Source organism: Plasticicumulans lactativorans (genome assembly GCF_004341245.1).
Taxonomy (GTDB): Bacteria; Pseudomonadota; Gammaproteobacteria; order Competibacterales; family Competibacteraceae; genus Plasticicumulans_A; species Plasticicumulans_A lactativorans.
Genome location: NZ_SLWY01000032.1, coordinates 1 through 22595, shown reverse-complemented (window position 1 = coordinate 22595; position 22595 = coordinate 1). Strand labels below are relative to the sequence as shown.

The following is a 22595-nucleotide window of genomic DNA, read 5'->3' as shown; positions in this document are numbered from 1 at the left end:
CGTCTTCACCGAGGCCGCGCTGGCCCGCGTCGCCACCGAAACCGCCGCCAAGGCCGCCGCCGCCATCGCCTCCAGAGCCGCCAGAGAAGCGGCCAGCGACGCGCCCCGCGCCACCAAGGCGAGCGCCGGCGAGGTCAAGGCGAGCGCCGGCGAAGCCGCCGCCACACAACCCAAGGGCTGACGCGCCCGCGAATCCGACGCCGTACCCGACCGCCAACAAGAAGAGCCCGAGACCATCGCCATGAGCATGCCGAAAGTCCGCAACATCTCCGACCTGCGCCTGCTGTTCCATCGCAACGAACAGCCGATCTATTTCATCAGCGCGACCAACTTCAACCTGCTCGGCATCGACCAGTGGGTGAACCGCTTCAAGTACATCAACTACATCGACTGCTTCGACGGCCGGCACCCGAACGTGTTCGTGCCCGCGGAAATTCCGCACGAGGAATTCCAGTCGATCGAGGACATCAACAATTACCTGCTGCAGCACAAGGAGGTGATCGACTACGTCGAGCGCCGCGGCGGCAGGGCGGTCGCCGTGTTCCTGATGTTCGACGAAACCACCGAGGCGATCTGCGAGGAGCTCGGCATCGAGGTGTGGTTCCCCAAGGCCGCGCTGCGCAGCCGCTGCGACAACAAGATGGAAACCGTGCGCATCGGCAACAAGGCCGGCGTGCCGTCGGTGCCGAACGCGCTGGCCAAGGTCGACAGCTATGCCCACCTGCGCGAGATCGCCGCCGAACACGGCCTCGGCGACAGCCTGGTGATCCAGACCGCGTTCGGCGATTCCGGCCACACCACGTTCTTCATTTCCAGCGAGGCCGATTTCGAGCGCCACGCCGACGAGATCATCAACGATCCCGAAGTGAAGATCATGAAGCGGATCAACTGCCGCGGCGCGACGCTGGAGGCCTGCGCGACGCGCTCCGGCACGCTGGTCGGCCCGCTGCTGACCGAGGTGGTCGGCGACAAGGAGCTCACCCCCTACCGGGGCGGCTGGTGCGGCAACGAGGTGTTCCCCGGCGCCTTCTCCGACGAGGTGCGCGCGTGTGCCCGCGAGATGGCCTTCAGGTTCGGCAACCAGTTGATCGAGGAGGGGTACCGCGGCTACTTCGACCTCGACTTCCTGATCGACAAGGACACCGGCGAGGTCTACCTCGGCGAACTCAACCCGCGCATCTGCGGCGCGAGCCCGATGACCAATCACGCCGCCTTCGCCTACGCCGACGTGCCGCTGTTCCTGTTCCACCTGCTCGAGTTCTCCGGCATCGACTTCGAACTCGACGTCGAGGAGCTCAACGCGCGCTGGGCCAACCCGCACTTCATCGACAGTTGGAGCCAGCTGGTCATCAAGCACACCACCGACCACGTCGACGTCATCACCCACGCGCCGGCCACCGGCATCTACCGGATGTCGGCCGACGGCGCGGTGTCGTATCACCGCTTCGACTACCACCGCCAGGCGATCGAGTCGGAGAACGAGGCCTTCTTCCTGCGCATCAGCGGCCCCGGCGACTACCGCTACGAGGGCGCCGACCTCGGCATCCTGATCACGCGCGGGCGCTCGATGAACGAGGACTTCACGCTCAACGGGCGGGCGCGGAACTGGATTCGCGGCATCAAGCAGTACTACGCCGCGAAGCCGATCACCACCGTGCCGCTGGACGACGTGCCGGCGCCGGGCGCGTTCAAGATCCTCTGATGCCGCACCCGCCATCGCCCACCGCCCCGGCCCCGTCGGCGCACGTCCCGCCCGCGGGCGCCGGCGGCGGGCCCGCGCGCGCCACGCCGGCGACATGACCATGCGCTGCACCTTCGAAGCGACCAGCGAGAACGAGCCCGGGCAACGCTGGCAGGCGCTGTTCACGCACTACTGGCCGGGCTACCGCCGCTGGTTCATGCGTGACGGCGATCGCGCCCGGCCGCCGTTCCTCGCCTGCCGGCGGGCGCTGCGCACGCACATGCCGGAGCTGGAGCCGACCTACGACAAGCTGGTCGAGCTCTCCGGCGGCGGCGACCTCGCGGCGCGCTTCCTGTCGCAGTGGTGCCCGCGCCCGTACATCAGCGGCTGCGCCCAGGCCGTCTGGTGCGACACCCGGCGCGGCGGCGCACCGGCGCTGGTGCGCAATTACGACTACGCGCCGGCGCTGCTCGAAGGCGCGTGGCTGGCGACGCGCTGGCATGGCCGGCGGGTGCTGGCGATGAGCGACTGCCTGTGGGGCGTGCTCGACGGCATCAACGATGCCGGGCTCGCGGCCTCGCTGTCGTTCGGCGGGCGCACCGTGCTCGGCGAGGGTTTCGGCATTCCGCTGGTGCTGCGCTACGTGCTGGAGATGGCGACGACGACGGCCGAAGCCGTCGAGATCCTCCGGCGCGTGCCGGTGCACATGTCCTACAACGTCAGCATCGTCGACCGCTCCGGCGCCTGGGCCACGGTATTCGTCGCCCCCGACCGCCCCGCCGAGGTCGTGCCGCAGGCGGCCATCACCAATCACCAGCATGTCGTGGAATGGCCGGCGCACGCCCGCGCGACGAACACCGAGGAACGCCAGGCGGTGCTCGGCCGGGTCGTCGACAGCGCCGAGGACGTCGAGCACGTGATCGCCGCGCTGCTGCAGCCGCCGCTGCTGCAGACGGGCTACGAGCGCGGATACGGCACCCTCTATACGGCCGTCTATCATCCAACGGAGGCGACGGCCGAGCTCGTCTGGAAGGATGCGCGCTGGCGGCAGAGTTGCGTGAAGTTCGTGGAGGGAACCCGCATCGCGGTTTTCGGCAGCGGCAACCCGGCCCCCACCGATGCACGCAGCTGATTTCGCCGTGACCGGCCCTGGCGGTGATCGCGACCCGTCTCCGCCCCGGGCCATCAGTCTCGTCTTGTTTTCGACACTATCCGGTTGTTCAGCACGTGCATCACACCAGCACGGACGGCGCCCCGCCGGCTGCAGGGTGGCGGGTCATGTCCGCGTTCACTTCGGAGATGGTTCATGAAGAAGTCAAGTCCCATAACATTTTATATCGTGATCGCGATGCTGCTCGGCATCGCCACCGGCTACGCGTGTCACGCCGCCTTCCCCGATCCGAAGACCGCAGCGACCATCGCCGGCTACATCTCCCTGTTCACCGACGTCTTCCTGCGCCTGATCAAGATGATCATCGCGCCGCTGGTGTTCTCGACCCTCGCCGTCGGCATCGCCCACATGGGTGACACCAAGACCGTCGGGCGCGTCGGCGTCAAGGCGCTCGGCTGGTTCGTCATCGCCTCGCTGGTGTCGCTGGTGCTCGGCCTGATCATGGCGAACCTGCTGCAGCCGGGCCACAACATCGGCCTGCCGCTGCCCGACGCCAGCGCCACGACCAACCTGAAGACCTCGGCCTTCACGCTGAAGGACTTTCTCATCCACCTGGTGCCGAAATCGGTCGCCGAAGCGATGGCGACCAACGAGATCCTGCAGATCGTCGTGTTCTCGATCTTCTTCGGCACCGCCCTCGCCTCGCTGGGCGAAACCGGCAAGGTGCTGACCAAGGTCATCGACCAGCTCGCGCACGCGATGCTGAAGATCACCTCCGCGGTGATGTGGATGGCGCCGGTCGCGGTGTTCGCGGCGATGGCCTCGATCATCACCACGCAAGGCCTCGGCGTACTGCTGACCTTCGCCAAGTTCATGGGCAGCTTCTACCTGGGGCTGTTCGTCCTCTGGGGCGTGCTGATCCTCGCCGGCTTCGTCTTCCTCGGCCCGCGCATCACCCGCCTGCTCACCCTGGTCAAGGAACCCTTCCTGCTGTCGTTCTCGACCGCGAGTTCCGAAGCCGCCTATCCTAAGATGCTCGACGCGCTCGACCGCTTCGGCGTCAAGCGCAAGATCTCCAGCTTCGTGCTGCCGATGGGCTATTCCTTCAACCTCGACGGCTCGATGATGTACTGCACCTTCGCGGTGCTGTTCGTCGCCCAGGCCTACGACATCCCGCTGCCGCTCGGCACACAGATCACCATGCTGCTGCTGCTGATGCTGACGTCGAAGGGCATGGCCGGCGTGCCGCGCGCCTCGCTGGTGGTGATCGCCGCCACGCTGAACCAGTTCAACATTCCCGAGGCCGGCCTGCTGCTGATCATGGGCGTCGACCAGTTCCTCGACATGGGCCGCTCGGCCACCAACGCAGTCGGCAACTCCATCGCCACCGCGGTGGTCGCGAAGTGGGAAGGCGGCCTGCTGTCGGCCGAGGAGGCGGATCGTCTGATCGACGCGGACGATCTGTCGGCGGTCGAAGAACCGTCCGTGGCGTGAGCGGGCGACGCCCCGAGCCGTCGCGGCGGCACCGCTCTGCCGGTGCCGCCGCGACGCGGAACCAGCCACAGCGAGGAACCCTATGAGAATCCCGAGCGTGAATCTCGCCGTGGGCTGCCTGCTGCTCCTCTGCAGCGGCATGGCCTCGGCACAAGGCGTCGAAGGCGAGCTCACCGGCACCCTGAAGAAGGCCTACGACAGCGGGACGGTGGCGATCGGCTATCGCGAGTCCTCCCTGCCGTTCTCGTACCTGGACAAACACGGCGAACCGATCGGCTACTCGATCGACCTGTGCCGCGCGATCGTCGATGCCATCAGCGACGACATCGGCAAGGAACTCACGATCAAGTGGGTTCCGGTGACCCCCGACAACCGCATCGAGGCGGTCACCTCCGGCCAGATCGACCTCGAATGCGGCTCGACCACCAGCAACGTCGAGCGGCAGAAGGTGGTCGCCTTCTCGCCGATCATCTTCGTGTCGGGCACCAAGCTGATGGTGCGCAAGGGCTCGCCGATCAGGTCCTTCCGTGACCTGAAGGGCAAGAAGGTGGTGGTCACCGCCGGCACCACCAACGAGAAGGCGATCAACCAGCTCTCGGAACGCTTCAAGCTGGGCCTGAACGTCATCGCGGCGAAGGACCACGCCGAATCGTACGCGCTGCTGGCCGCCGGCCAGGCCGATGCGTTCGCCACCGACGAGGTGCTGCTCTACGGCCTGATCGCCACCAACAAGGCGGAAAACGCCTTCATGGTGGTCGGCGATTTCCTCTCCTACGACCCCTACGGCCTGATGTTCCGCAAGAACGACCCGCCGCTCGCTGATCTCGTCAGGAGCACGCTGGTCGGCATGGCGGAGTCGCGCGAGCTCGTGCACACCTACACGCAGTGGTTCCGGCGCCGCCTGCCCTCGGGCGAACGCCTGAACCTGCCGATGAGCGCGCAGCTCGAGGACATCATCGGCACGATGAGCACGAAGCCCGAGTGAGCATCCAGCCGCCGCCCCGCCCACCCGGGTGCGGGCGGCGGCGCCTCCCTCCCCCGGCGGCCGGCGCCGCCGTCAGCAGATGCGCGGCAGTTGCTCGCCGGCGAGCCAGTCGACGACGCGGCGGCCGCCGAGCACGGTCTCCAGCTCCACGCAGTGCTGCGGATCGCTCACGCAGTGGCCGATCAGGGCCGCCCCCTGCCCGAGCGGGTGGGCGCGCAGCGCGGCGAGCAGCGCCCCGGCGTGCTCGGGCGCGCAGACCGCGAGCAGGCGCCCCTCGCAGGCGACATAGAGCGGATCGAGGCCGAGGAACTCGCAGGCGGCGCGCACCGGTTCGCGCACCGGAATCGCCGCCTCGCGCAACTGCATGCCGACAGCGGAGGCGCGCGCGATCTCGTTCAGCGTCGCCCCCAGCCCGCCGCGGGTCGGGTCGCGCAGCACGCGGATCGCCGCCGCCGGTACCGCATCGAGCAGCGCCGCCACCAGCCCGTGCAGCGCGGCGGTGTCGGACCTCACCGGCACGTCGAAGGCGAGCCCCTCGCGGCAGGCCATCACCGCGATGCCGTGCTCGCCGAGCGGGCCGCTGACCAGCACCGCGTCGCCGGGGCGGGCGCGGTCACCGCCGGTGTCGACGCCGTCGCGCGCCACCCCCACGCCGGTGGTGGTGATGAACACGCCGTCGCCCTTGCCGGCCTCGACCACCTTGGTGTCGCCGGTGACGATCGCCACCCCCGCCGCGTGCGCCGCGCGCGCCATCGACTCGACGATGCGCGCGAGTTCGGCGAGCGGCAGCCCCTCCTCGAGGACGAAGGCCGCGGCGAGCCACAGCGGCTGCGCACCGGCCATGGCGACGTCGTTGACGGTGCCGTTCACCGCCAGGCTGCCGATGTCGCCGCCGGGGAAGAACAGCGGACTGACCACGTGGGCGTCGGTGGCGAGCACCAGGCGCCCGGCGGGCGGCGGCAGCACCGCCTGGTCGTTGAGCGCGCACAGCGCCGGATTGGCGAAGGCGGCGACGAAGAGTTCCTCGACCAGCTGGGTCATCGCCCGCCCGCCGCCGCCGTGCTGCAGCTCGATGCGGCCGCGGGCGAGGTCGAGGCGGCGCGGGAAGTCGCGGGGGCTGCGGGTCATGGCGTGGGCTCCGGCGTCAGGCGGCGCGCCAGCGGCCGTACAGGTAGTGCGCGGCGCAGGCGCCCTCGCTCGACACCATGCAGGCGCCGAGCGGGTGCTCGGGGGTGCAGGCGCCGCCGAACAGGCGGCAGTCCTGCGGCTGCTTGGCGCCGCGCAGGATCGCCGGGCACTCGCAGCCCTTGTGCTCGGTGACCGCCACCTCGGCGGGGGCGAAGCGCCGTTCGGCGTCGAACGCGGCGTAGCACTCGCGGATGCGCAGCGCGCTGTGCGCCAGCGTGCCGAGTCCGCGCCATTCGAACTGCTCGCGCACCGTGAAGACCTCGTCCATCAGCGCCTGCGCCTTGCGGTTGCCGTGCTCGGCGACCACCCGCGTGTAGGCGTTGCCGACCGTGGCATGGCCGGCGCCGAGCTGCGCCACCAGCAGGCGCACCGCGTGCAGCACGTCGAGCGGCTCGAAGCCGGCCACCATCACCGGCTTGCCGTGGCGCTCGGGCACGAAGGCATAGGGCGAGGTGCCGATCACGGTGCTGACGTGCGCCGGCCCGATGATGCCATCGAGCCGCGTGCCCTCGGGTGCGTCGAGGATCGCCGCCATCGCCGGCGGGGTCAGCACGTGGTTGCAGAACACGCTGAAGTTGCCGAGGCCCTCGGCGGCGGCGCGGCGGATCGCGACCGCAGTCGGCGGCGTCGTGGTCTCGAAGCCGATGGCGAAGAACACCACCTCTCGCTGCGGGTGGCGGCGCGCGAGCGCCAGCGCGTCGTCGACCGCGTACACCATGCGCACGTCGGCGCCGCGCGCGCGCGCAGCGAGCAGGCTGTCGCCGCCGGCGCCGGGCACGCGCAGCATGTCACCGTAGCTCGCCAGGATCACGCCGGGGCGCAGCGCGAGCTCGATCGCCATCTGCAGCCGGCCGACCGGCAGCACGCACACCGGGCAGCCGGGGCCGTGGATCAGCTGGATGTTGGCGGGCAGCAGCCCGGTGAGCCCGTAGCGCGCGATCGCATGGGTGTGGCCGCCGCAGAACTCCATCAGCCGGTACGCGCGCGCCGGATCGACCTCGCGCGCGATGGCCGCGGCGAGCCCGCGCGCGAGCCCGCCGTCGCGGAACTCGTCCAGGTATTTCATGGCTGCGGCGGGGCGGCGAGCGCCCTGGCCTCGGCAAACAGCGCCAGCGTGCGCTCGGCCTCGGCGGGATCGAGCCGGTTCAGCGCGTAGCCGACGTGCACGATCACGTAATCGCCGACGGCCACGTCATCGACCAGCGCGAGCGAGATGCGCCGGCGCACCCCGCCGAGGTCGACGGTGGCGGCATCGTCGGGCAGGAGTTCGACCACCCGGGCGGGAATGGCGAGACACATCGGCGGACCCCCCGAAACATGGCGACAGCGGCGCGGCGGCGCAGATTGTAGGGCGCGCCGCCGGCACCGGTGCGGATTAATGTGGCGCGGAAGGCGTGCTCCCCTGTGCTATATGCGTTGCGAAGACACGCCCCGATGTCCCGACAGCGATGGAGCTGCGCCATGCGACAACACCCCTCACGTGTGTACGCCACCCCGTCGCGCCCCGCCGGCGCCCCGCACATCGCCGGGGGCCGCCGGTGAGCGCCGCGGCGGCGGATGCCGGGCCGGCCGGGAGCGCGCGCGGTCCGCGGCGCGTGCTGTTCTTCGCCGAGGCCGTGACGCTGGCCCACCTCGGGCGCCCGCTCGCGCTCGCGCGCGGGCTGGACCCCGCGCACTACGCCTGCGCGATCGCCTGCGACCCCGCGCTGCACGGCCTGGTCGGCGCCGAGGGGCAGCGCGCGCTGGCGGCGCCGTCGATCGGCTCGGTGCGCTTCCTGCGACGGCTCGCCTTCGGCGTGCCGGTGTTCAGCACCGGCGAACTCGCCGCCTACGTCGAGCGCGACCTCGAACTGATCGCCGCCGAGCGCCCCGACGTGATCGTCGGCGACTTCCGCCTGTCGCTGTCGGTGAGCGCACGCCGCGCCGGCGTGCCCTACGTGGCGTTGAGCAACGCCTACTGGAGCCCCGCCCACCAGCCCCGGCTGACCGTACCGGAGCTGCCGATCACCCGGCTGTTCGGCGTGCGCCTGGCGCAGCGGCTGTTCGACCTCGCGCTGCCGCTGGCGATCCCCGCGCACTGCCACCCGCTCAACGAGGTGCGCCGCCGCCACGGCCTGCCGCCGCTGCCGCCGTCGCTCGCCGCCCTCTACACCGACGCCGACCGCGTGCTGTACGCCGACCCGGTCGAGTGCTACCCCGAACTGCGCCCGCCCGCGGGGCACGGCTTCGTCGGACCGCTGCACTGGTCGCCGCGGATGGCGCGGCCCGACTGGTGGTCGCAGGTGCCCGCCGACCGCCCGATCGCCTTCGTCACCCTCGGCAGCTCCGGCCAGGTGCGGGCGGTGCCGCGCGTCATCGAGGCCTGCCGCGCCCTCGGCCTGACCGTGCTGCTGGCGAGCGCCGGGCGGCGGGTGCAGGCGCCGCGCGATGCGCGGGTGTTCGTCGCCGACTACCTGCCGGCGCTCGACACCGCACGCCGGGCCGCGCTGCTGGTGTGCAACGGCGGCAGCCCGCTGACGCAGATCGCCCTCGCCGCCGGCAAACCGGTGCTGGGGATTCCGTCCAACCTCGACCAGCACCTGAACATGCAGCAGCTGACGCGCCTCGGCGTCGCGCTGACGCTGCGCGCCGAGCACGCGAGCGAAAGCGCGATCGCCCAGAGCCTCGCCCGCCTGCTCCACGACGCCCCGGCGCGCGCGGCCGCGGCGCGCTTCGCCGCGCCGATGGCGGCCTACGACCCGGCCGCGCGCTTCGCCGAACACCTGCACGAGCTGCTCGGCGACCGCCTCGCCGCCTGAGCCCTCAGGCATCGGCGAGCGCCGCCTGCTGCGCCACCCACGCCTGCCCCAGCGCGAGGCCGCCGTCGTTCGGCGGCAGCGCGCGCGCTTCGAGCAGCGCGAGCCCGGTGGCGTCGAGGTGCGTGCGCAGCGCCGCCAGCAGCTCGCGGTTGAGGCATACCCCGCCCGCCGCGGCAACGGTCGCGAGGCCGCCGGCGCGAGCCGCGGCGACCAGCGCCTCGGCGAGCGCCGCCGCCAGCGTGGCGTGGAACAGCGCCGCACCACGGTCGGCGTCGGCCTCGGCGGCGAGGTGCGCGAGCAGCGGCCGCAGGTCGAGCGCGTCGCCGCACCAGCGCCAGCCGCCGGCGAGCGGCGCGACCGCACCGTGGCGGCGCGCGGCGGCCTCCAGGCGCATCGCCGCCTCGCCCTCGTAGCTCATCGTCTCGCACACCCCGAGCAGGCCGGCGGCGGCGTCGAACCAGCGCCCGGCGCTCGACGTCGGCGGGCAGCGCACGCCCTGCGCGAGCATCGCGGCGACCGTGCGCGCCGCGGGGCGCCCGGCCCAGCGCTGCACGATCTCGGCGCCGCGGCCGAGCGCGTGCAGCGCGCTCGCCGCCATGCGCCAGGGCTCGCGCGCCGCCGCGTCGCCGCCGGGCAGGGCGAGCGGCAGCAGGTGGCCGAGGCGCACGCTGTGCGCGCCGTCCACGCGCAGCCATTCGCCGCCCCACAGGGTGTCGTCCGCACCCCAGCCGAAGCCGTCGAGCGCGAGCCCGAGCGCGGGACCGACGTGGCCGTGCTCGGCGAGCACCGCGGCGACGTGCGCGTGGTGGTGCTGGACCGCGACCAGCGGCAGGCCGCGCCCGGCGGCGAAGGCCGCGGCGAGGCGGCTCGCGATGCCGTCCGGGTAGCGGTCGCAGGCGACGCGCGCGGGGTGGAGGTCGAGCAGCGCGAGCAGGTGCGCGACGGTGTCGGCGAGCGCGCGGCGCGCACTCGCGCTGGCGAGGTCGCCGAGGTGCTGCGACAGCACGGCCGTGTCGCCGCGCGTCGCGCACACGGTGTTCTTCAGGTCGCCGCCGAAGGCGAGCACCGCCGGCCCGGCGGCCGGCAGGCGCAGCGCCTGCGGCGTCCAGCCGCGCGCGCGGCGCACGAGCAGCGGCGCCCCCGGGCGCGGCAGCAGCACGCTGTCGTCGACCCGCTGCAGGATCGCGCGGTCGTGGCCGAGGATCGCGTCGGCGCTGCCGGCGAGCCGCGCCACGGCCTCGTCGTCGTCGATCACCAGCGGCTCGCCCGACGGGTTGGCCGAGGTGCACACCAGCAGCAGCGGCTGCGGCGCGGCGAGCCAGGCGGTGCCGGCGGGGCGGCCGGCGGCCTCGTGGAACAGCAGCACCTGCAGCGGCGTGGCCGGCAGCATCACGCCGTAGCGGTCGAGCCCCGGCGCGATGCCCGGCAGCCCGGCGCCGGGGGCGCGCTCGAGCAGCACCACCGGGCGCTGCGGCGCCTGCAGCAGCGCCGCGGCGTCGGCGTCGACGCGCACCACGCCGGCGAGCGAGGCGAGGTTGGCGGCGAGCAGCGCGAACGGCTTCGCCGGGCGGTGCTTGCGCGCGCGCAGCGCGGCCACGCTCGCGGCGTTGCGGGCATCGCACACCAGGTGGAAGCCGCCGAGCCCCTTCACCGCGACGATCCGTCCGTCGTGCAGCAGCGCCAGCGTCGCGGCGAGCGGGTCGTCGGCCGCCAGCACCCGCCCGGCGGCGTCGCGCAGCACGAGCCGCGGGCCGCACGCCGGGCAGGCGAGCGGCTCGGCGTGGAAGCGCCGGTCGGCGGGGTCGGCATACTCGGCGGCGCAGTCGGCGCACAGCGGGAAGCCGGCGAGCGCGGTGTTGGCGCGGTCCCACGGCAGGCGCGCGGCGACCGTGTAGCGCGGGCCGCAGTGGGTGCAGGTGGTGAAGGCGTAGCGCCAGCGCCGGGCGTGCGGGTCGCACAGTTCGGCGATGCACGCGGCGCAGACGGCCATGTCGGGCCCGATGCCGGTGCGCACCGGCCCGGCCGCGCTCGCCAGGATGTGGAACTCGTCCGCCGCGGCCTCGCACGGGCGCTCCGCGGCCTCGACCGTGTCGATGCGCGCGAGCGGCGGCGGCGTGGCGAGCCCGGCGCGGAAGGCCGCGAGCGCCGCCGCCGCCCCCTGCACCTCGATCGCCACGCCGGCGCCGTCGTTGCGCACCCAGCCGCTCAGCCGGCAGTCGCGTGCGAGCCGCCACACGAACGGCCGGAACCCCACGCCCTGCACCTGCCCGCGCACGCGCAGCGCGAGGCGGCGGGGCGCGTCGCTGGCGCTCATCGCCGCGCCCTCACCCCGCCGCCGCCGCGCGCAGCCAGTCGAGCCAGGCGTCGAGGCCGGCACCGGTGCGCGCCGAGACCTCGAGGATCGCCACGTCGGGATTGACGCGCCGGGCGTAGTCGCGGCAGCGCGCGAGGTCGAAGTCGACGTAGGGCAGCAGGTCGATCTTGTTCAGCAGCAGCAGGTCGGCGCTCGCGAACAGCTCCGGGTACTTCAGCGGCTTGTCCTCGCCCTCGGTGACCGCGAGGATCGCCACCCGCGCCTGCTCGCCGAGGTCGAAGGCCGCCGGGCACACCAGGTTGCCGACGTTCTCGATGAACAGCAGGCCGCCGGCGGCGAGCGGCAGGCGCTCGAGCGCGCGGGCGACCATGTCGGCGTCCAGGTGGCAGCCCTTGCCGGTGTTGACCTGCACCGCGGGCACCCCGGTGGCGCGCACGCGTTCGGCGTCGAGGCTGGTCTGCTGGTCGCCTTCGATCACCGCCAGCGGCCGCTCGCCGCGCAGGCGGCGCAGCGTTTCGCACAACAGCGTGGTCTTGCCCGAACCGGGGCTCGACACCAGGTTCAGCGCGAAGCTGCCGGCCTGCCCGAGCCGCGCGCGGTTGGCGCGGGCGCGGGCGTCGTTGGCACCGAGGATGTCGGCCTCCACCGCGAGCAGCCGCGCCGACGGGACCTCGGCCGGCACGTCGGCCATTGCGGCCGCCGGCGGCGCCGGCGCGAGCCGCCAGCGCAACTCCTCGGGCGCCACCGGTGGCGGCGGTGCCGCCGCGCGCGGTACCTCGTTGCCGCCGTCGAGGCGCGCCGGCCCTCCGCCACAACCGCAGACGCTGCACATTCACTCCACCTCCAGCGCCTGCAGGCGCAGTTCGGTACCGCCGGTGATGCGCAGGCGATAGCCGCCACAGACGCCGCACGCCTCGCCCAGCCGGGCGATCCGCACCGCGGCGCCGCAGTCCTCGCAGCACGCCGTGCCCGGCGGCTCGACGATGTCGAGCCGGGCGCCTTCGCAGCACGTGCCGTGGCTCGCGGCCGCGAAGGCGAAGCGCAGCGCGGCGGCATCCACCGCGGCGAGCGCGCCCACCTCCAGGCGCACCGCGAGCACGCGGGTGCAGGCCTCCCCGGCGAGCGCGGCCTCGACCCGCTTCACCACGCGCAGGCACAGCGACAGTTCGTGCATCGGGCCTCCCCCGGCGTCGTGCAAAGGTGCCGCGGGCGGCGAACGCGAACGCTGACGCAGATCATGTTGCGGCGCCGGCCGGCAGCGTAATCCATGCACCCTGCGTCCCCCGTTCCACCCCTGCCTGGAGGGCAACCCGCATGAACCCGCTGGCCACGCGCTATCTCGGCCTGGAACTGGTGAACCCGCTGGTCGTCGGCGCCTCACCGCTGCCGCGCGATCTCACCCACGCGCGCCGCCTCGAGGATGCCGGCGCCGCGGCGCTGGTGATGCATTCGCTGTTCGAGGAGGATCTGCTGGACGAAGCCACCTGGGAGCGCATCGTGCACCGCGGCGACGCCGGCGACGAGGCCCGGCCGCACCCTCCGGGCACGCTGGAGCGCTACCTCGAACAGCTCATGGCGCTCAAGCGCGCGCTGGCGATCCCGGTGATCGCGAGCCTCAACGGCGTGTCGCGCGCCGGCTGGCTGCAGCACGCGCTCGAACTGCAGCAGGCCGGCGCCGACGCGCTCGAACTCAACGTCTACTACCTCGCCGGCTCGCCGGCGGAGTCGGCCGCCGACGTCGAGCAGCGCTACCTCGACCTGGTCGCCGCGCTGCGCGCGACCGTGCGCATCCCCTTCGCGGTCAAGCTGTCGCCGCAGTTCAGCGCGCTGCCGCACTTCGTACGCCGGCTGGAGGCCGAAGGCGCGAACGGGCTGGTGCTGTTCAACCGCTTCTACCAGCCCGACATCGACGTCGACCGGCTGACGCTGCTGCACCGGCCGAACCCCTCGCACCCCGACGACGTGCTGCTGGCGCTGCACTGGATCGCGATCCTGCGCGGGCGCACCCGCTGCGCTCTCGCCGCGAGCGGTGGCGTGCGCTCGGCGCAGGAGGTGTTGAAGCTCCTGCTCGCCGGCGCCGATGTGGTGCAGCTGGTCGGCATCCTGCTCGCCCGCGGCCCGCGCGTGCTGGGCGAGATCTGCAGCGGCCTGCTGGCCTGGCTGGACACCCACGGCTACGCCAGCGTGGAACAGATGCGCGGCGCCTTCAGCGAGGCGCGCATCTCCGACCCCGGCGGCTACGAGCGCGTGCACTACCGCGAAGTGCTCGACCACTGGCGCCCGCCGAGCGGCGGCTGGCGCTGAGCGGCGCGGCGGCGTTCAGCCGCACTTGCTGTCGCCGCAGTTCAGGCAGGTCAGGCAGCCGTCCATGAAGATCAGCGCCTTGGTGTGGCATTTGCCGCACAGCGTCGCCCCTTCGGGGAAGCTGCTGCCGTTCTGCGTGGTGCGGGCGCCGGCCTCGTACTCGGCGCGCTTCTCGGCGATCAGCTTCTTCTGGTGCTCGTCGAGCCCCTCGTCCTTGATCAGGCCGATCAGGCGCAGGTGCGATTCGATGACGTCGCCGATCTCGGCCACCAGCGAGGGCATGTACTTGCCGCCGCGCTTGAAGTAGCCGCCCTTGGGGTCGAACACGCTCTTCAGCTCCTCGACCAGGAAGGTCACGTCGCCGCCCTTGCGGAACACCGCCGAGATGATGCGCGTGAGCGCCACGATCCACTGGAAGTGGTCCATGTTCTTCGAGTTGATGAACACCTCGAAGGGCCGGCGCTGCTCGTGCGGCGTGCCGGGGTTGAGCACGATGTCGTTGATGGTGATGTACATCGCGTGCTCGGACAGCGGCGTCTTCACCTTGTAGGTGGAGCCGAGCAGCATCTCGGGGCGTTCGAGCGCCTCGTGCATCTGTTCGAGGCTGAAGCCGAGCGCCTCCTGCACCGGTTCGGGCTCTTCCTGCGCCTTGCGGCGCGCCGCCTCGGCGGCCTGCTGCGCCGCGAGCTCCTCGCGGCTCTGCACGGTGAACTTGACGATCTTCTTGTCGATCTTGACGGTCATGGAGTCTCCGATCGGGGCGCGACGGCGGGTGCCGCGCTCCGGGACGTGGCACGGCGGGCCGCACCGGCCCGCCGCAGGGGATGTGTTCAGCGCCCGTCACCCGCGGCCGCCGCGAGCGCGCGCCGGCGCTCCTCGCGCCGTGCGCGCGCCTGCCCGGCGAGCAGCTTCACGCAGTAGCGGCAGAAGTTGTCGCAACAGCGCGCCTCGAGCTCCTCGGCGCTGAGGTCGGCGAGCTCGTCATAGGGGTGCGGCGGCGGAAGCGCCGGGCGGGCGTCGGTCATGGCGCGCTGGCGGTCAGTCGAAGGCTTCGGCGAGGTACTGCACGAGCATCGCGAACGAGCGCCGGTCGGCCACGGCATGGTACTCGATGCCGAAGCCGCGGTCGGCCGCCGCGCGGTTGGTGAACGAGTGCACCGCGCCGCTGAACTGCACCACGGTCCAGTCGGCACCGGCGTCGGTCATCTCGCGCTGGAAGGCGGCCACCACGTCCTGCGTCACCAGCGGATCGTCGGCGCCGTGGAAGGCCACGACCGGGCAGCGCACGGCGCCGGACGCCGCCGGTACGCGGTGGCTCAGGTTGCCGTGGAAGCTCGCCGCCAGGCGCAGGTCGGCGCCGCTGCGGGCGAGCTCCAGCGCCGCGAGCCCGCCGAAGCAGTAACCGAGGATGGCGATGCGCGTGGCGTCGACGTCGGGCTGCGCGCGGATCCAGGCGAGCGCGGCCTGCAGGCGCCGGCACAGCAGCTCGCGGTCGTTGACGTAGATCATCATCGTCGCCGAACAGTCCTCGACGCTCTCGGGGCGGATGCCGCGGCCGTACACGTCCACCGCGAAGCCGTGGTAGCCGAGCTCGCCGGCAACCTGGCGCGCGCGCTCGCACACGTGCTCGCCGACGCCGCTCCACTCGTGCACCAGCAGCACGGCCGGGCGGCGGCCGCCCCCGCCGCCGGGCGAGGCCAGGTAGCCCTGCAGCGGGGTGCCGGCGCAGTCGTAGTCGATGGTGCGGGTGACGATGTCGGTCATCGGGAAATCCTCGGCATGGGCGATCTGCGGGATGGAGGCGTCAGCGCAGCGGCGCGCGACGCGTGAGTCTGATGAAGAACTGCGGCCCGAGCGCGGCGACCGGCGCGGCGCGCAGCGTCATCTCGTCGGCCCGCAGCAGCCGGCCGGCGAGGTCGAGCTCGGCCGCGGCGCCGGCACCGAGCGCGGGGTGGCTGTCGCCGGCGTAATGCGTGGCGACGAGGCGGCCGCGCAGCTCGCCCGCCTCCACCCGGTAGTCGCCGACCAGGTAGTAGCGCTGGTCGCCGCCGAGCACGCGCCCGTCGGCGAACACCAGCACGCCGGCCCCCGAGCGCCCCTCGCTGGTGGCGAATTCGACCGACCACAAGCCGTCGATGTCCGTCGTCATCGTGCACCTCCCGCGCTCAGAGCGAGTAGCAGGCCTGCAGCGCCCAGCGCGCGGCGTGCAGGCGCGTGCGGAACATGTCGGCGGTGAACCACTGCACGTCCACCGTGCCCGGCTCCGGGCGGTTGTAGGGGTTGTGCACCTTGAACTGCCTGAGCCTCGCGTCGTACCCGGCGATCACCACCGCGTGCCCCGAGCTGCCGTAGTCCCAGCAGAAGTACATCGGTCCGTAGCCCTTGAGCGCGTAGACGATCTGCTCGTCGTCCCAGGCCTTGACCAGCCGGCCCTCCCAGCCGCACATGCCGAGCGCACTGCCCGCCAGCGGCCATTCGTCGACGTAGAGGCCGCGCTTGTACAGTTCGCGGAAGTCGAGCTTCACCGCTTCGAGCCGGTCGCGGATGCTGGCCTCGTCGGCCTGCCGCCACGCGTACAGCATGCGGTAGCTGGCGAGCCAGCAGGTGGCCGTGTTGAACTGCCCGTAGCCCTCCCGGGGCACCTGGTGATAGACGTCGATGGCCATGGCACTGCCTCCGCGCGCGACCCGTGGCGCTATATAAGGTAGCCACCTCCGCCCGCCCTGCCCCGGCGTGCGGGGTCATGGCTCAGTACATCATCGGGCCGCGATGCATCGCCCCCATGCCGATCGCCATCAGCGCGAACAGCAGCAGCAGGCGCACCACCGCCACCAGGATCACCATGCCGACCGCGCCCCAGCCGGTGGTCTGCAGGGCCCAGCGGTAGCCGATCGCCACCAGCGCGAACGCCGTGATCGCCCCGAGCAGGCCGTCGAACAGCGCATGCCCCAGCGCATCGGCGAACTCCGTGATCACCGCCGCCGCCACGCACCAGCCGAACGTCGCCCGTCCCGCGCTCACCATCGGCGCCGCGAGCCGGATCACCGCGGCGTTCACCACCACCACGATCGCGGCGATCAGCAGCGAACCGAGGCCGAAGGCATAGGTGGGGGCGTAGATCTGGTACTCCCAATACATCGCGCGTCTCCCCTACCCCGCCGACCGTAACCCGCCCCCGCCGCCGCCGACCTCAGTGGACGCGCGTTTCCTTCTTGGCCTTTTTCTCGGCCTGCTTCTCCTTCAGCGTCTTCGTCGGCTTCTTCTTGGCTTCCTTCTTCATGTCCTGACCTTTGCTCATGATCTGCTCTCCTCTGTGGTTCAGCCTGGGGTTGGACTGCGTGGACTGCGGATGAATCCGGTGGATCGCAGAAAATACCGGCACCGGTGATGCGCCACCATCCGCCTGTGGCTCAGTCTGCGAACTGTAGCCTACCGCATGATGTCCAGTGCCGGAGGGTTGGCAGGCAGCAGGGTGCAAGCGGGCGGCAGAATGTATTGCACTGAAACCTTTCCGTTCTAAATACGGCGCGATGCGCTGCGCTTATTGCACCCTGCGGACCTGGATTCGTGACTCTTGCTCATGATGGGGCCTCCTCGGTCTGGTTTCCGGTTGGACAACGCAGGGTGTACGGTGTCAGCGGGTCAGACAACGGGCGCACCAATGGTTCGCTTGGTTTAGTCGCAGTCTCAGCGGTGAAAACGCATCCGCTATATGACGGAGTTGCCTTTGCATCTTACGAAAAACCGGTTACTTCCTCAGGCTTTCCAACAAAGCCGGCAGCGGAATGTCTACACCTGATGATTGGTCACCAAACGATGGCGGACTGAACACGTGGTGCAACAGAAGCGCCTGTGCATTTTTATCGGTTTTTTCCTCCGCCAGCAATGCAATAAGGGTATCGATCATGACGACTCGAACCGACGCATCCTCTGCCAGATAGTATGAACTCATCATCAGCTTGACAAATATTCTCAACAACCATATGGCAACACCCGCCATCAGCGTAACAGGCAGAATTGCAATCAGTTGACTGGATTGATCATGGCGAAGAGTGTTCACCCACGCCGAAACATCACCAAAATGGCAGACAAACCATGCTAGCAACACGATTACAACAGCACTGATGGCAGTCAGCATCAATTTATAACGACACCCAAGCTGGGATGATTTATCATTCCAGTATTTCCTAACCGCGCCGACCCCTACCGACTCATAAACAACCTTCTTGTAAGCGTCTACTTTTTCTTGGTTTTCTTTAATCAATCCACCCACATCGAACGAATAGATTTTGTTTGCCAATCCGTAGCATTCAGCCAATTGCGAATGAATATTCTGAACATTTCGCAACTCGGAAAAATAACTTTTGACTTCGAGAACTGCCAACTCGACTTGCGCCGAGCGGCTTGGATTATCCTTTAATGAATTTCTGCGAAGCACCTGTTGCAGCATATGCAGCGCAATGTCGCACATTCGCTCATCGATCAACTGACGAACACGATCAATCGCATCAGACTCGGAAGCTAAACTGAAACGTGGATCGTAGACTCGTCGGAGTGCGGCTTTAATTTCCTCTTTACTGTTCGACTTTATGGCCTGAAAAGCGTCAAAAAACAACTCATCTATCTTAGCACTAACATCATCTTTTATCTCCTGATCTGATACTTCGACGGACGAAGCAAAAAGGCGGTGAATATTTTGCTGATCCGATGACAAGCGGCTCTGCAACCAGCCGGCATCTGCAACAGTTGTTGCACCGCCATCACTGCGATCAAAATAAAACTGGAATGGATAAACTTGCTGATCATCCGACATACCGCAACCACTCTATTCCAAGCAGATTTTCAACAATACTGAAAACAGATCGACCGAAAGCGACAACTGCGGCACCAAGACACTACGCCACTCACGTCTACCACTCTGGAATTCCCCTCACCCCCACCCCTCTCCCGGAGGGAGAGGGGCACAAGGGTCGGCGATCCGTTCAGAACTTCCCGTAATACCCTTCCTTCAAGGCATCGAACAGGTTGGCGGCGGTGTGGGTTTCGCCGTCGTATTCGATTTCCTCGTTGCCCTTGAGCTCGACGATCGAGCCGTCTTCGAGCACGAACTTGTACAGCGTGTTCTCGAGGTCCTTCTCCTTGACCAGCACGCCCTGGAACGCCTCGGGGTTGAAGCGGAAGGTGGTGCAGCCCTTCAGGCCCTGCTCGTAGGCGTAGAGGTAAATGTCCTTGAACTGCTCGTAGGGGAAGTCGGTGGGGACGTTGGCGGTCTTGGAGATGCTGGAGTCGATCCACTTCTGCGCGGCGGCCTGCACGTCGACGTGCTGGGTCGGCGCGACGTCGTCGGCGCTGATGAAGTAGTCGGGGAGCTTCTCGGCCGGGTCATCGGAGAACGGCATCGCGCGCGGGTTGACCAGTTCGCGGTAGGCGAGCAGCTCGAAGGAGAACACGTCGACCTTCTCCTTGCTCTTCTTGCCCTCGCGGATGACGTTGCGCGAGTAGTGGTGCGCGAAGCTCGGTTCGATGCCGTTGCTGGCATTGTTGGCGAGGCTGAGCGAGATCGTGCCGGTGGGCGCGATCGAGCTGTGGTGGGTGAAGCGCGCACCGAACTCGGCGAGTGCGTCGACCAGTTCGGGGTCGACCGCCGCGACCTGCTGCATGTAGCGGCTGTAGCGGGCGTGCAGGATCCGCCCCGGCACCCTGTCGCCGATCTGGTAGCCGTCGGCGGCCATCTCCGGGCGCTTGCGCAGCATCTCGCCGGTGACCTCGAACTCGCGCGCGAGGATCGGGGCAGGCCCCTTCTCCTTCGTCAGGTCGAGCGCGGCGCGCCAGCCGGCGAGCGCCATCTCGCGGGTGACCGCCTCGGTGAAGGCGAGCGATTCGGGCGCCCCGTAGCGCTGCTTCAGCATCGTGATGGTGGAGCCGAGGCCGAGATAGCCCATGCCGTGGCGGCGCTTGCCGGTGATCTCGTCGCGCTGCTGGGCGAGCGGCAGGCCGTTGATCTCGACGACGTTGTCGAGCATGCGCGTGAACACGGCGACGACCTCGCGGAAGGTGTCCCAGTCGAAGCGCGCGTCGTCGCCGAAGGGGTCGAGCACGAAGCGGGTCAGGTCGATCGAGCCGAGCAGGCACGAGCCGTAGGGCGGCAGCGGCTGCTCGCCGCAGGGGTTGGTGGCGCGGATGTTCTCGCACCACCAGTTGTTGTTCATCTCGTTGACCTTGTCGATCAGGATGAAGCCCGGCTCGGCGTAGTCGTAGGTGGAGGACATGATCACATCCCACAGGCGGCGCGCGCGCAGGGTCTTGTAGACCTTGCAGGCGACCTGCCCGGCGGCGTTGACGATCAGACCCTCGTGCGTCGGCCAGTCGCGCCAGAGGATCTCGGGGCTGGCGAGGTCGGTGCCATCGACCTCGGCCTCCTGGCGACGGATCGGGAAGGCGAGCTTCCAGTCGACGTCGGCCTTGACCGCCTCGATGAACTCCTTCGTGACCAGCAGCGACAGGTTGAACTGGCGCAAGCGGCCGTTCTCGCGCTTGGCCTTGATGAAGTCGATGACATCGGGGTGACCGACATCGAAGGTGCCCATCTGCGCGCCGCGCCGTCCGCCGGCGGACGACACCGTGAAGCACATCTTGTCGTAGATATCCATGAAGCTCAGCGGCCCGCTGGTGTAGGCGCCGGCGCCGGACACGTAGGCCCCCCTGGGGCGCAGCGTGCTGAAGTCGTAGCCGATGCCGCAGCCGGCCTTGAGCGTGAGCCCGGCCTCGTGGACCTTGCCGAGGATGTCGTCCATCGAATCCTCGATGGTGCCCGACACGGTGCAGTTGATCGTGCTGGTCGCCGGCTTGTGCTCGAACGCGCCGGCGTTGGAGGTGATGCGCCCGGCGGGGATGGCGCCGTGGCGCAGCGCCCACAGGAAGCGCTCGTACCAGTGCTCGCGCAGCTCCGGCGTGCTCTCGACATCGGCGATGGCACGCGCGACGCGCTTGAAGGTGTCGTCGACGGTGACGTCGATGACGCGGCCATCCTTGCTCTTCAGCCGGTACTTCTTGTCCCAGATGTCGTGGGAGGCCGGCTGCAGGGGAATGTCGGCGACGCCACGGGCACTGCGTTCGACGGACTTCTTGCGCATGGTGGTCAAGGACACGAAGTTCCTCCAGAAAACCGGGTGGAGTGGGCGGCTACCGAATCGGAAAGCCTGGTCGACCGGCGCGGCGAAAGCCCCCGGCGGGTTCTTCATCAGAAGGGAATGAGCCGTATCCGACCACAAGATGCTGTGGTCCGGTAGTCTTGCAATGTCTGCATGTTGTGCTCTCACGCCACACCCGGAACCCCCGCCCGGGCAAGATTCGAGGCGCGGCGCGGACTTGCCGACGCCCCCGCCCGCGGCCGTCACCGCGAATATTTTTTCGTGCCAATCCTCTGCCGTGGTTTCGACAATACGACCCGGGCGGGGTGCGCCCGGCTCCCGCCGCGGGAGGCGCTGCATGAACATATCGATGCAACGAAAAGCTTGCGGCGGAGGAAACACGTGGGTATAGTTCGCGGCCTCTGATGCGGGGTGGAGCAGTCTGGTAGCTCGTCGGGCTCATAACCCGAAGGTCGTAGGTTCAAATCCTGCCCCCGCTACCAAATCGAACGGCCCCCGCTGCCTTCACGGCAGCGGGGGCCGCGTCTTTTCGGCTTCCCCGCTTTCCCCTCCGTCCCGCACCGCCAGCGCGCGACACCGCCTTCTATAGTTGTGACCGATGCGGCCTTCCCGCCCCGACGAGGCCCGCACACGTGCCATCGCGTCCGTGCGCGCGGTGATCCGCTTCGTTCGATGGAGTCATGCTCCCATGCAGCGCGTGGTCAACCTCGAGAATTTCAACAGTTCCGGCAAAGACTTCCACACGACGGTACAGGACGGCATCACCGCGACCGGCAAGTTCGGGACCGGCAAGCTGCGCGGCGTGTGCTTTCGCGTGTCGTACCAGTGGCTGCTCGCCACCTGGAAGGGGCAGGTCTTCAACTACGGCGGCCTGAACCTCGAGGACGTCTACACGCAGCAGATGGCCTACCTGAGCGAGGCCGACAAGCTGAAGAACCTGGGCTACGACAAGTGGTTTCCGGCCGCCAACAAGCTGTCGCAGACCACGCTGCACCTCTGGGGACAGCCCAACGGGCACTCCTGCGCGCAGCCGCTGACGACGGCGAACCTCGCGACCGCCAGCCCGTTCGCTGCCAACCCGCAGGGCATCCAGCCCGACCTGGCGGCGATCATCGGCTTCTTCGGCGACGTGCAGTCGCTGTGGGGCCATGCCACCGCCTACTGCTGCCGCAACGGCGTGCCGAAGTATTTCGACATCAACTACGGCATCTACGACTTCGATGCGAAGGAGGATCGCCCCGCGGCGATCCAGAGCTTCATCCAGAGCAAGTACTGCTCGAGCGACAAGGTCCGCGACTACGTCGTCTACCAGATCTACTGACGCTCCCGGCGCACCCGTCCGGTAAAAACGAAGGGCCGCCCGAAGGCGGCCCTTATCAGTGAGCGCGGCAGTGCTTACTTCTTCTTCTGTGGCGGCAGGTCGGTGCAGGCGCCCTCGAAGACCTCGGCGGCCATGCCGACGCTCTCGCCAAGCGTCGGGTGCGGGTGGATGGTCTTGCCGATGTCGGTCGGATCGGCCCCCATCTCCACCGCCAGGCACACCTCGCCGATCAGGTCCCCGGCGTGCGT

At 69.5% G+C, this 22595-nt stretch carries 22 protein-coding genes, 1 tRNA gene and 1 pseudogene; 9 read left to right on the top strand and 15 right to left on the bottom strand.

Annotated elements, in window-relative coordinates:
• The 5 genes and pseudogenes from EV699_RS20045 to EV699_RS18835 all read left to right on the top strand — a co-directional run.
• Positions 1 to 181: pseudogene (locus EV699_RS20045) on the top strand (hypothetical protein); the annotation flags it as partial.
• Between the two features lie 60 nt (positions 182 to 241).
• On the top strand, positions 242 to 1702 hold the full coding sequence (locus EV699_RS18850) for a biotin carboxylase (RefSeq protein WP_132545730.1): 1461 nt from the start codon (positions 242 to 244) through the stop codon (positions 1700 to 1702).
• Between the two features lie 100 nt (positions 1703 to 1802).
• On the top strand, positions 1803 to 2813 hold the full coding sequence (locus tag EV699_RS18845; protein ID WP_243662734.1) for a C45 family autoproteolytic acyltransferase/hydrolase: 1011 nt from the start codon (positions 1803 to 1805) through the stop codon (positions 2811 to 2813).
• Positions 2814 to 2987: 174 nt separating this feature from the next.
• On the top strand, positions 2988 to 4286 hold the full coding sequence (locus tag EV699_RS18840; RefSeq protein WP_132545726.1) for a dicarboxylate/amino acid:cation symporter: 1299 nt from the start codon (positions 2988 to 2990) through the stop codon (positions 4284 to 4286).
• 139 nt (positions 4287 to 4425) lie between these two features.
• On the top strand, positions 4426 to 5271 hold the full coding sequence (locus tag EV699_RS18835) for an amino acid ABC transporter substrate-binding protein (RefSeq protein ID WP_243662735.1): 846 nt from the start codon (positions 4426 to 4428) through the stop codon (positions 5269 to 5271).
• Positions 5272 to 5343: 72 nt separating this feature from the next.
• Here the strand turns inward: EV699_RS18835 and hypE are convergent, their stop codons facing one another.
• From hypE to EV699_RS18820, 3 genes are read right to left on the bottom strand one after another with little or no spacing between them, the layout of a single operon-like run.
• On the bottom strand, positions 5344 to 6399 hold the full coding sequence (hypE, locus tag EV699_RS18830) for a hydrogenase expression/formation protein HypE (protein ID WP_132545722.1): 1056 nt from the start codon (positions 6397 to 6399) through the stop codon (positions 5344 to 5346).
• A 16-nt stretch (positions 6400 to 6415) separates the two neighbouring features.
• Complete coding sequence (hypD, locus tag EV699_RS18825; RefSeq protein ID WP_132545720.1) at positions 6416 to 7525, bottom strand: hydrogenase formation protein HypD; 1110 nt, start codon at positions 7523 to 7525, stop codon at positions 6416 to 6418.
• Complete coding sequence (locus tag EV699_RS18820) at positions 7522 to 7758, bottom strand: HypC/HybG/HupF family hydrogenase formation chaperone (RefSeq protein ID WP_132545718.1); 237 nt, start codon at positions 7756 to 7758, stop codon at positions 7522 to 7524. Before EV699_RS18820 ends, hypD begins: the two co-directional genes overlap by 4 nt.
• Before the next feature lie 239 nt (positions 7759 to 7997).
• Here EV699_RS18820 and EV699_RS18815 point away from each other — a divergent pair, with 239 nt between their 5' ends.
• Positions 7998 to 9257 carry a glycosyltransferase gene (locus EV699_RS18815; protein ID WP_132545716.1) on the top strand — a complete coding sequence of 420 codons (1260 nt, stop codon included), beginning with the start codon at positions 7998 to 8000 and terminating at the stop codon, positions 9255 to 9257.
• 4 nt (positions 9258 to 9261) lie between these two features.
• Here EV699_RS18815 and hypF read toward each other — a convergent pair whose 3' ends face one another.
• Genes hypF through hypA form a run of 3 tightly spaced genes read right to left on the bottom strand, consistent with a single transcriptional unit; the run spans position 9262 to position 12745 of the window.
• Positions 9262 to 11571, bottom strand: coding sequence for a carbamoyltransferase HypF (gene hypF, locus EV699_RS18810; RefSeq protein ID WP_132545714.1), 2310 nt, complete (start codon positions 11569 to 11571; stop codon positions 9262 to 9264).
• A gap of 10 nt (positions 11572 to 11581) precedes the next feature.
• The gene (gene hypB / locus EV699_RS18805) at positions 11582 to 12403 is read right to left on the bottom strand and encodes a hydrogenase nickel incorporation protein HypB (RefSeq protein ID WP_132545712.1); all 822 of its coding nucleotides are present in this window, start codon (positions 12401 to 12403) and stop codon (positions 11582 to 11584) included.
• Positions 12404 to 12745 (bottom strand): hydrogenase maturation nickel metallochaperone HypA, encoded by a 342-nt coding sequence (gene hypA, locus EV699_RS18800; protein ID WP_132545710.1) that lies wholly within the window; start codon positions 12743 to 12745, stop codon positions 12404 to 12406.
• Between the two features lie 140 nt (positions 12746 to 12885).
• Between hypA and EV699_RS18795 the strand changes: the two genes are divergently transcribed.
• Entirely contained in the window at positions 12886 to 13875 is a 990-nt protein-coding gene (locus EV699_RS18795; RefSeq protein WP_132545708.1) for a dihydroorotate dehydrogenase-like protein, read from the top strand.
• A gap of 15 nt (positions 13876 to 13890) precedes the next feature.
• On the opposite strand, the gene EV699_RS18790 is transcribed toward EV699_RS18795, so the two are convergent.
• The 8 genes from EV699_RS18790 to EV699_RS18755 all read right to left on the bottom strand — a co-directional run bounded on the left by EV699_RS18790 (position 13891) and on the right by EV699_RS18755 (position 21008).
• A complete protein-coding gene (locus EV699_RS18790) occupies positions 13891 to 14619 on the bottom strand; it encodes a TSCPD domain-containing protein (RefSeq protein ID WP_132545706.1) in 729 nt (242 codons plus the stop codon).
• Between the two features lie 86 nt (positions 14620 to 14705).
• Positions 14706 to 14900, bottom strand: a complete 195-nt coding sequence (locus EV699_RS18785) for a hypothetical protein (protein WP_132545704.1) — start codon at positions 14898 to 14900, stop codon at positions 14706 to 14708.
• Positions 14901 to 14913: 13 nt separating this feature from the next.
• Positions 14914 to 15639, bottom strand: a complete 726-nt coding sequence (locus EV699_RS18780) for a dienelactone hydrolase family protein (protein ID WP_132545702.1) — start codon at positions 15637 to 15639, stop codon at positions 14914 to 14916.
• Between the two features lie 40 nt (positions 15640 to 15679).
• Positions 15680 to 16024 carry a GrlR family regulatory protein gene (locus EV699_RS18775; RefSeq protein WP_132545700.1) on the bottom strand — a complete coding sequence of 115 codons (345 nt, stop codon included), beginning with the start codon at positions 16022 to 16024 and terminating at the stop codon, positions 15680 to 15682.
• 16 nt (positions 16025 to 16040) lie between these two features.
• Positions 16041 to 16541 (bottom strand): papain-like cysteine protease family protein, encoded by a 501-nt coding sequence (locus tag EV699_RS18770; protein WP_132545698.1) that lies wholly within the window; start codon positions 16539 to 16541, stop codon positions 16041 to 16043.
• 82 nt (positions 16542 to 16623) lie between these two features.
• Complete coding sequence (locus EV699_RS18765; RefSeq protein ID WP_132545696.1) at positions 16624 to 17013, bottom strand: hypothetical protein; 390 nt, start codon at positions 17011 to 17013, stop codon at positions 16624 to 16626.
• 610 nt (positions 17014 to 17623) lie between these two features.
• Entirely contained in the window at positions 17624 to 18688 is a 1065-nt protein-coding gene (locus EV699_RS18760; RefSeq protein WP_132545694.1) for a DUF6161 domain-containing protein, read from the bottom strand.
• Between the two features lie 169 nt (positions 18689 to 18857).
• Positions 18858 to 21008, bottom strand: coding sequence for an adenosylcobalamin-dependent ribonucleoside-diphosphate reductase (locus EV699_RS18755; protein WP_132545732.1), 2151 nt, complete (start codon positions 21006 to 21008; stop codon positions 18858 to 18860).
• A 423-nt stretch (positions 21009 to 21431) separates the two neighbouring features.
• Between EV699_RS18755 and EV699_RS18750 the strand changes: the two genes are divergently transcribed.
• Both EV699_RS18750 and EV699_RS18745 read left to right on the top strand, forming a co-directional pair.
• A tRNA-Met gene (locus tag EV699_RS18750) sits at positions 21432 to 21508 on the top strand.
• 206 nt (positions 21509 to 21714) lie between these two features.
• Positions 21715 to 22347 (top strand): hypothetical protein, encoded by a 633-nt coding sequence (locus EV699_RS18745; RefSeq protein WP_132545692.1) that lies wholly within the window; start codon positions 21715 to 21717, stop codon positions 22345 to 22347.
• Positions 22348 to 22421: 74 nt separating this feature from the next.
• Here the strand turns inward: EV699_RS18745 and EV699_RS18740 are convergent.
• A partial coding sequence (locus tag EV699_RS18740) for a hypothetical protein (protein ID WP_132545690.1) occupies positions 22422 to 22595 on the bottom strand: 174 nt, incomplete at its 5' end.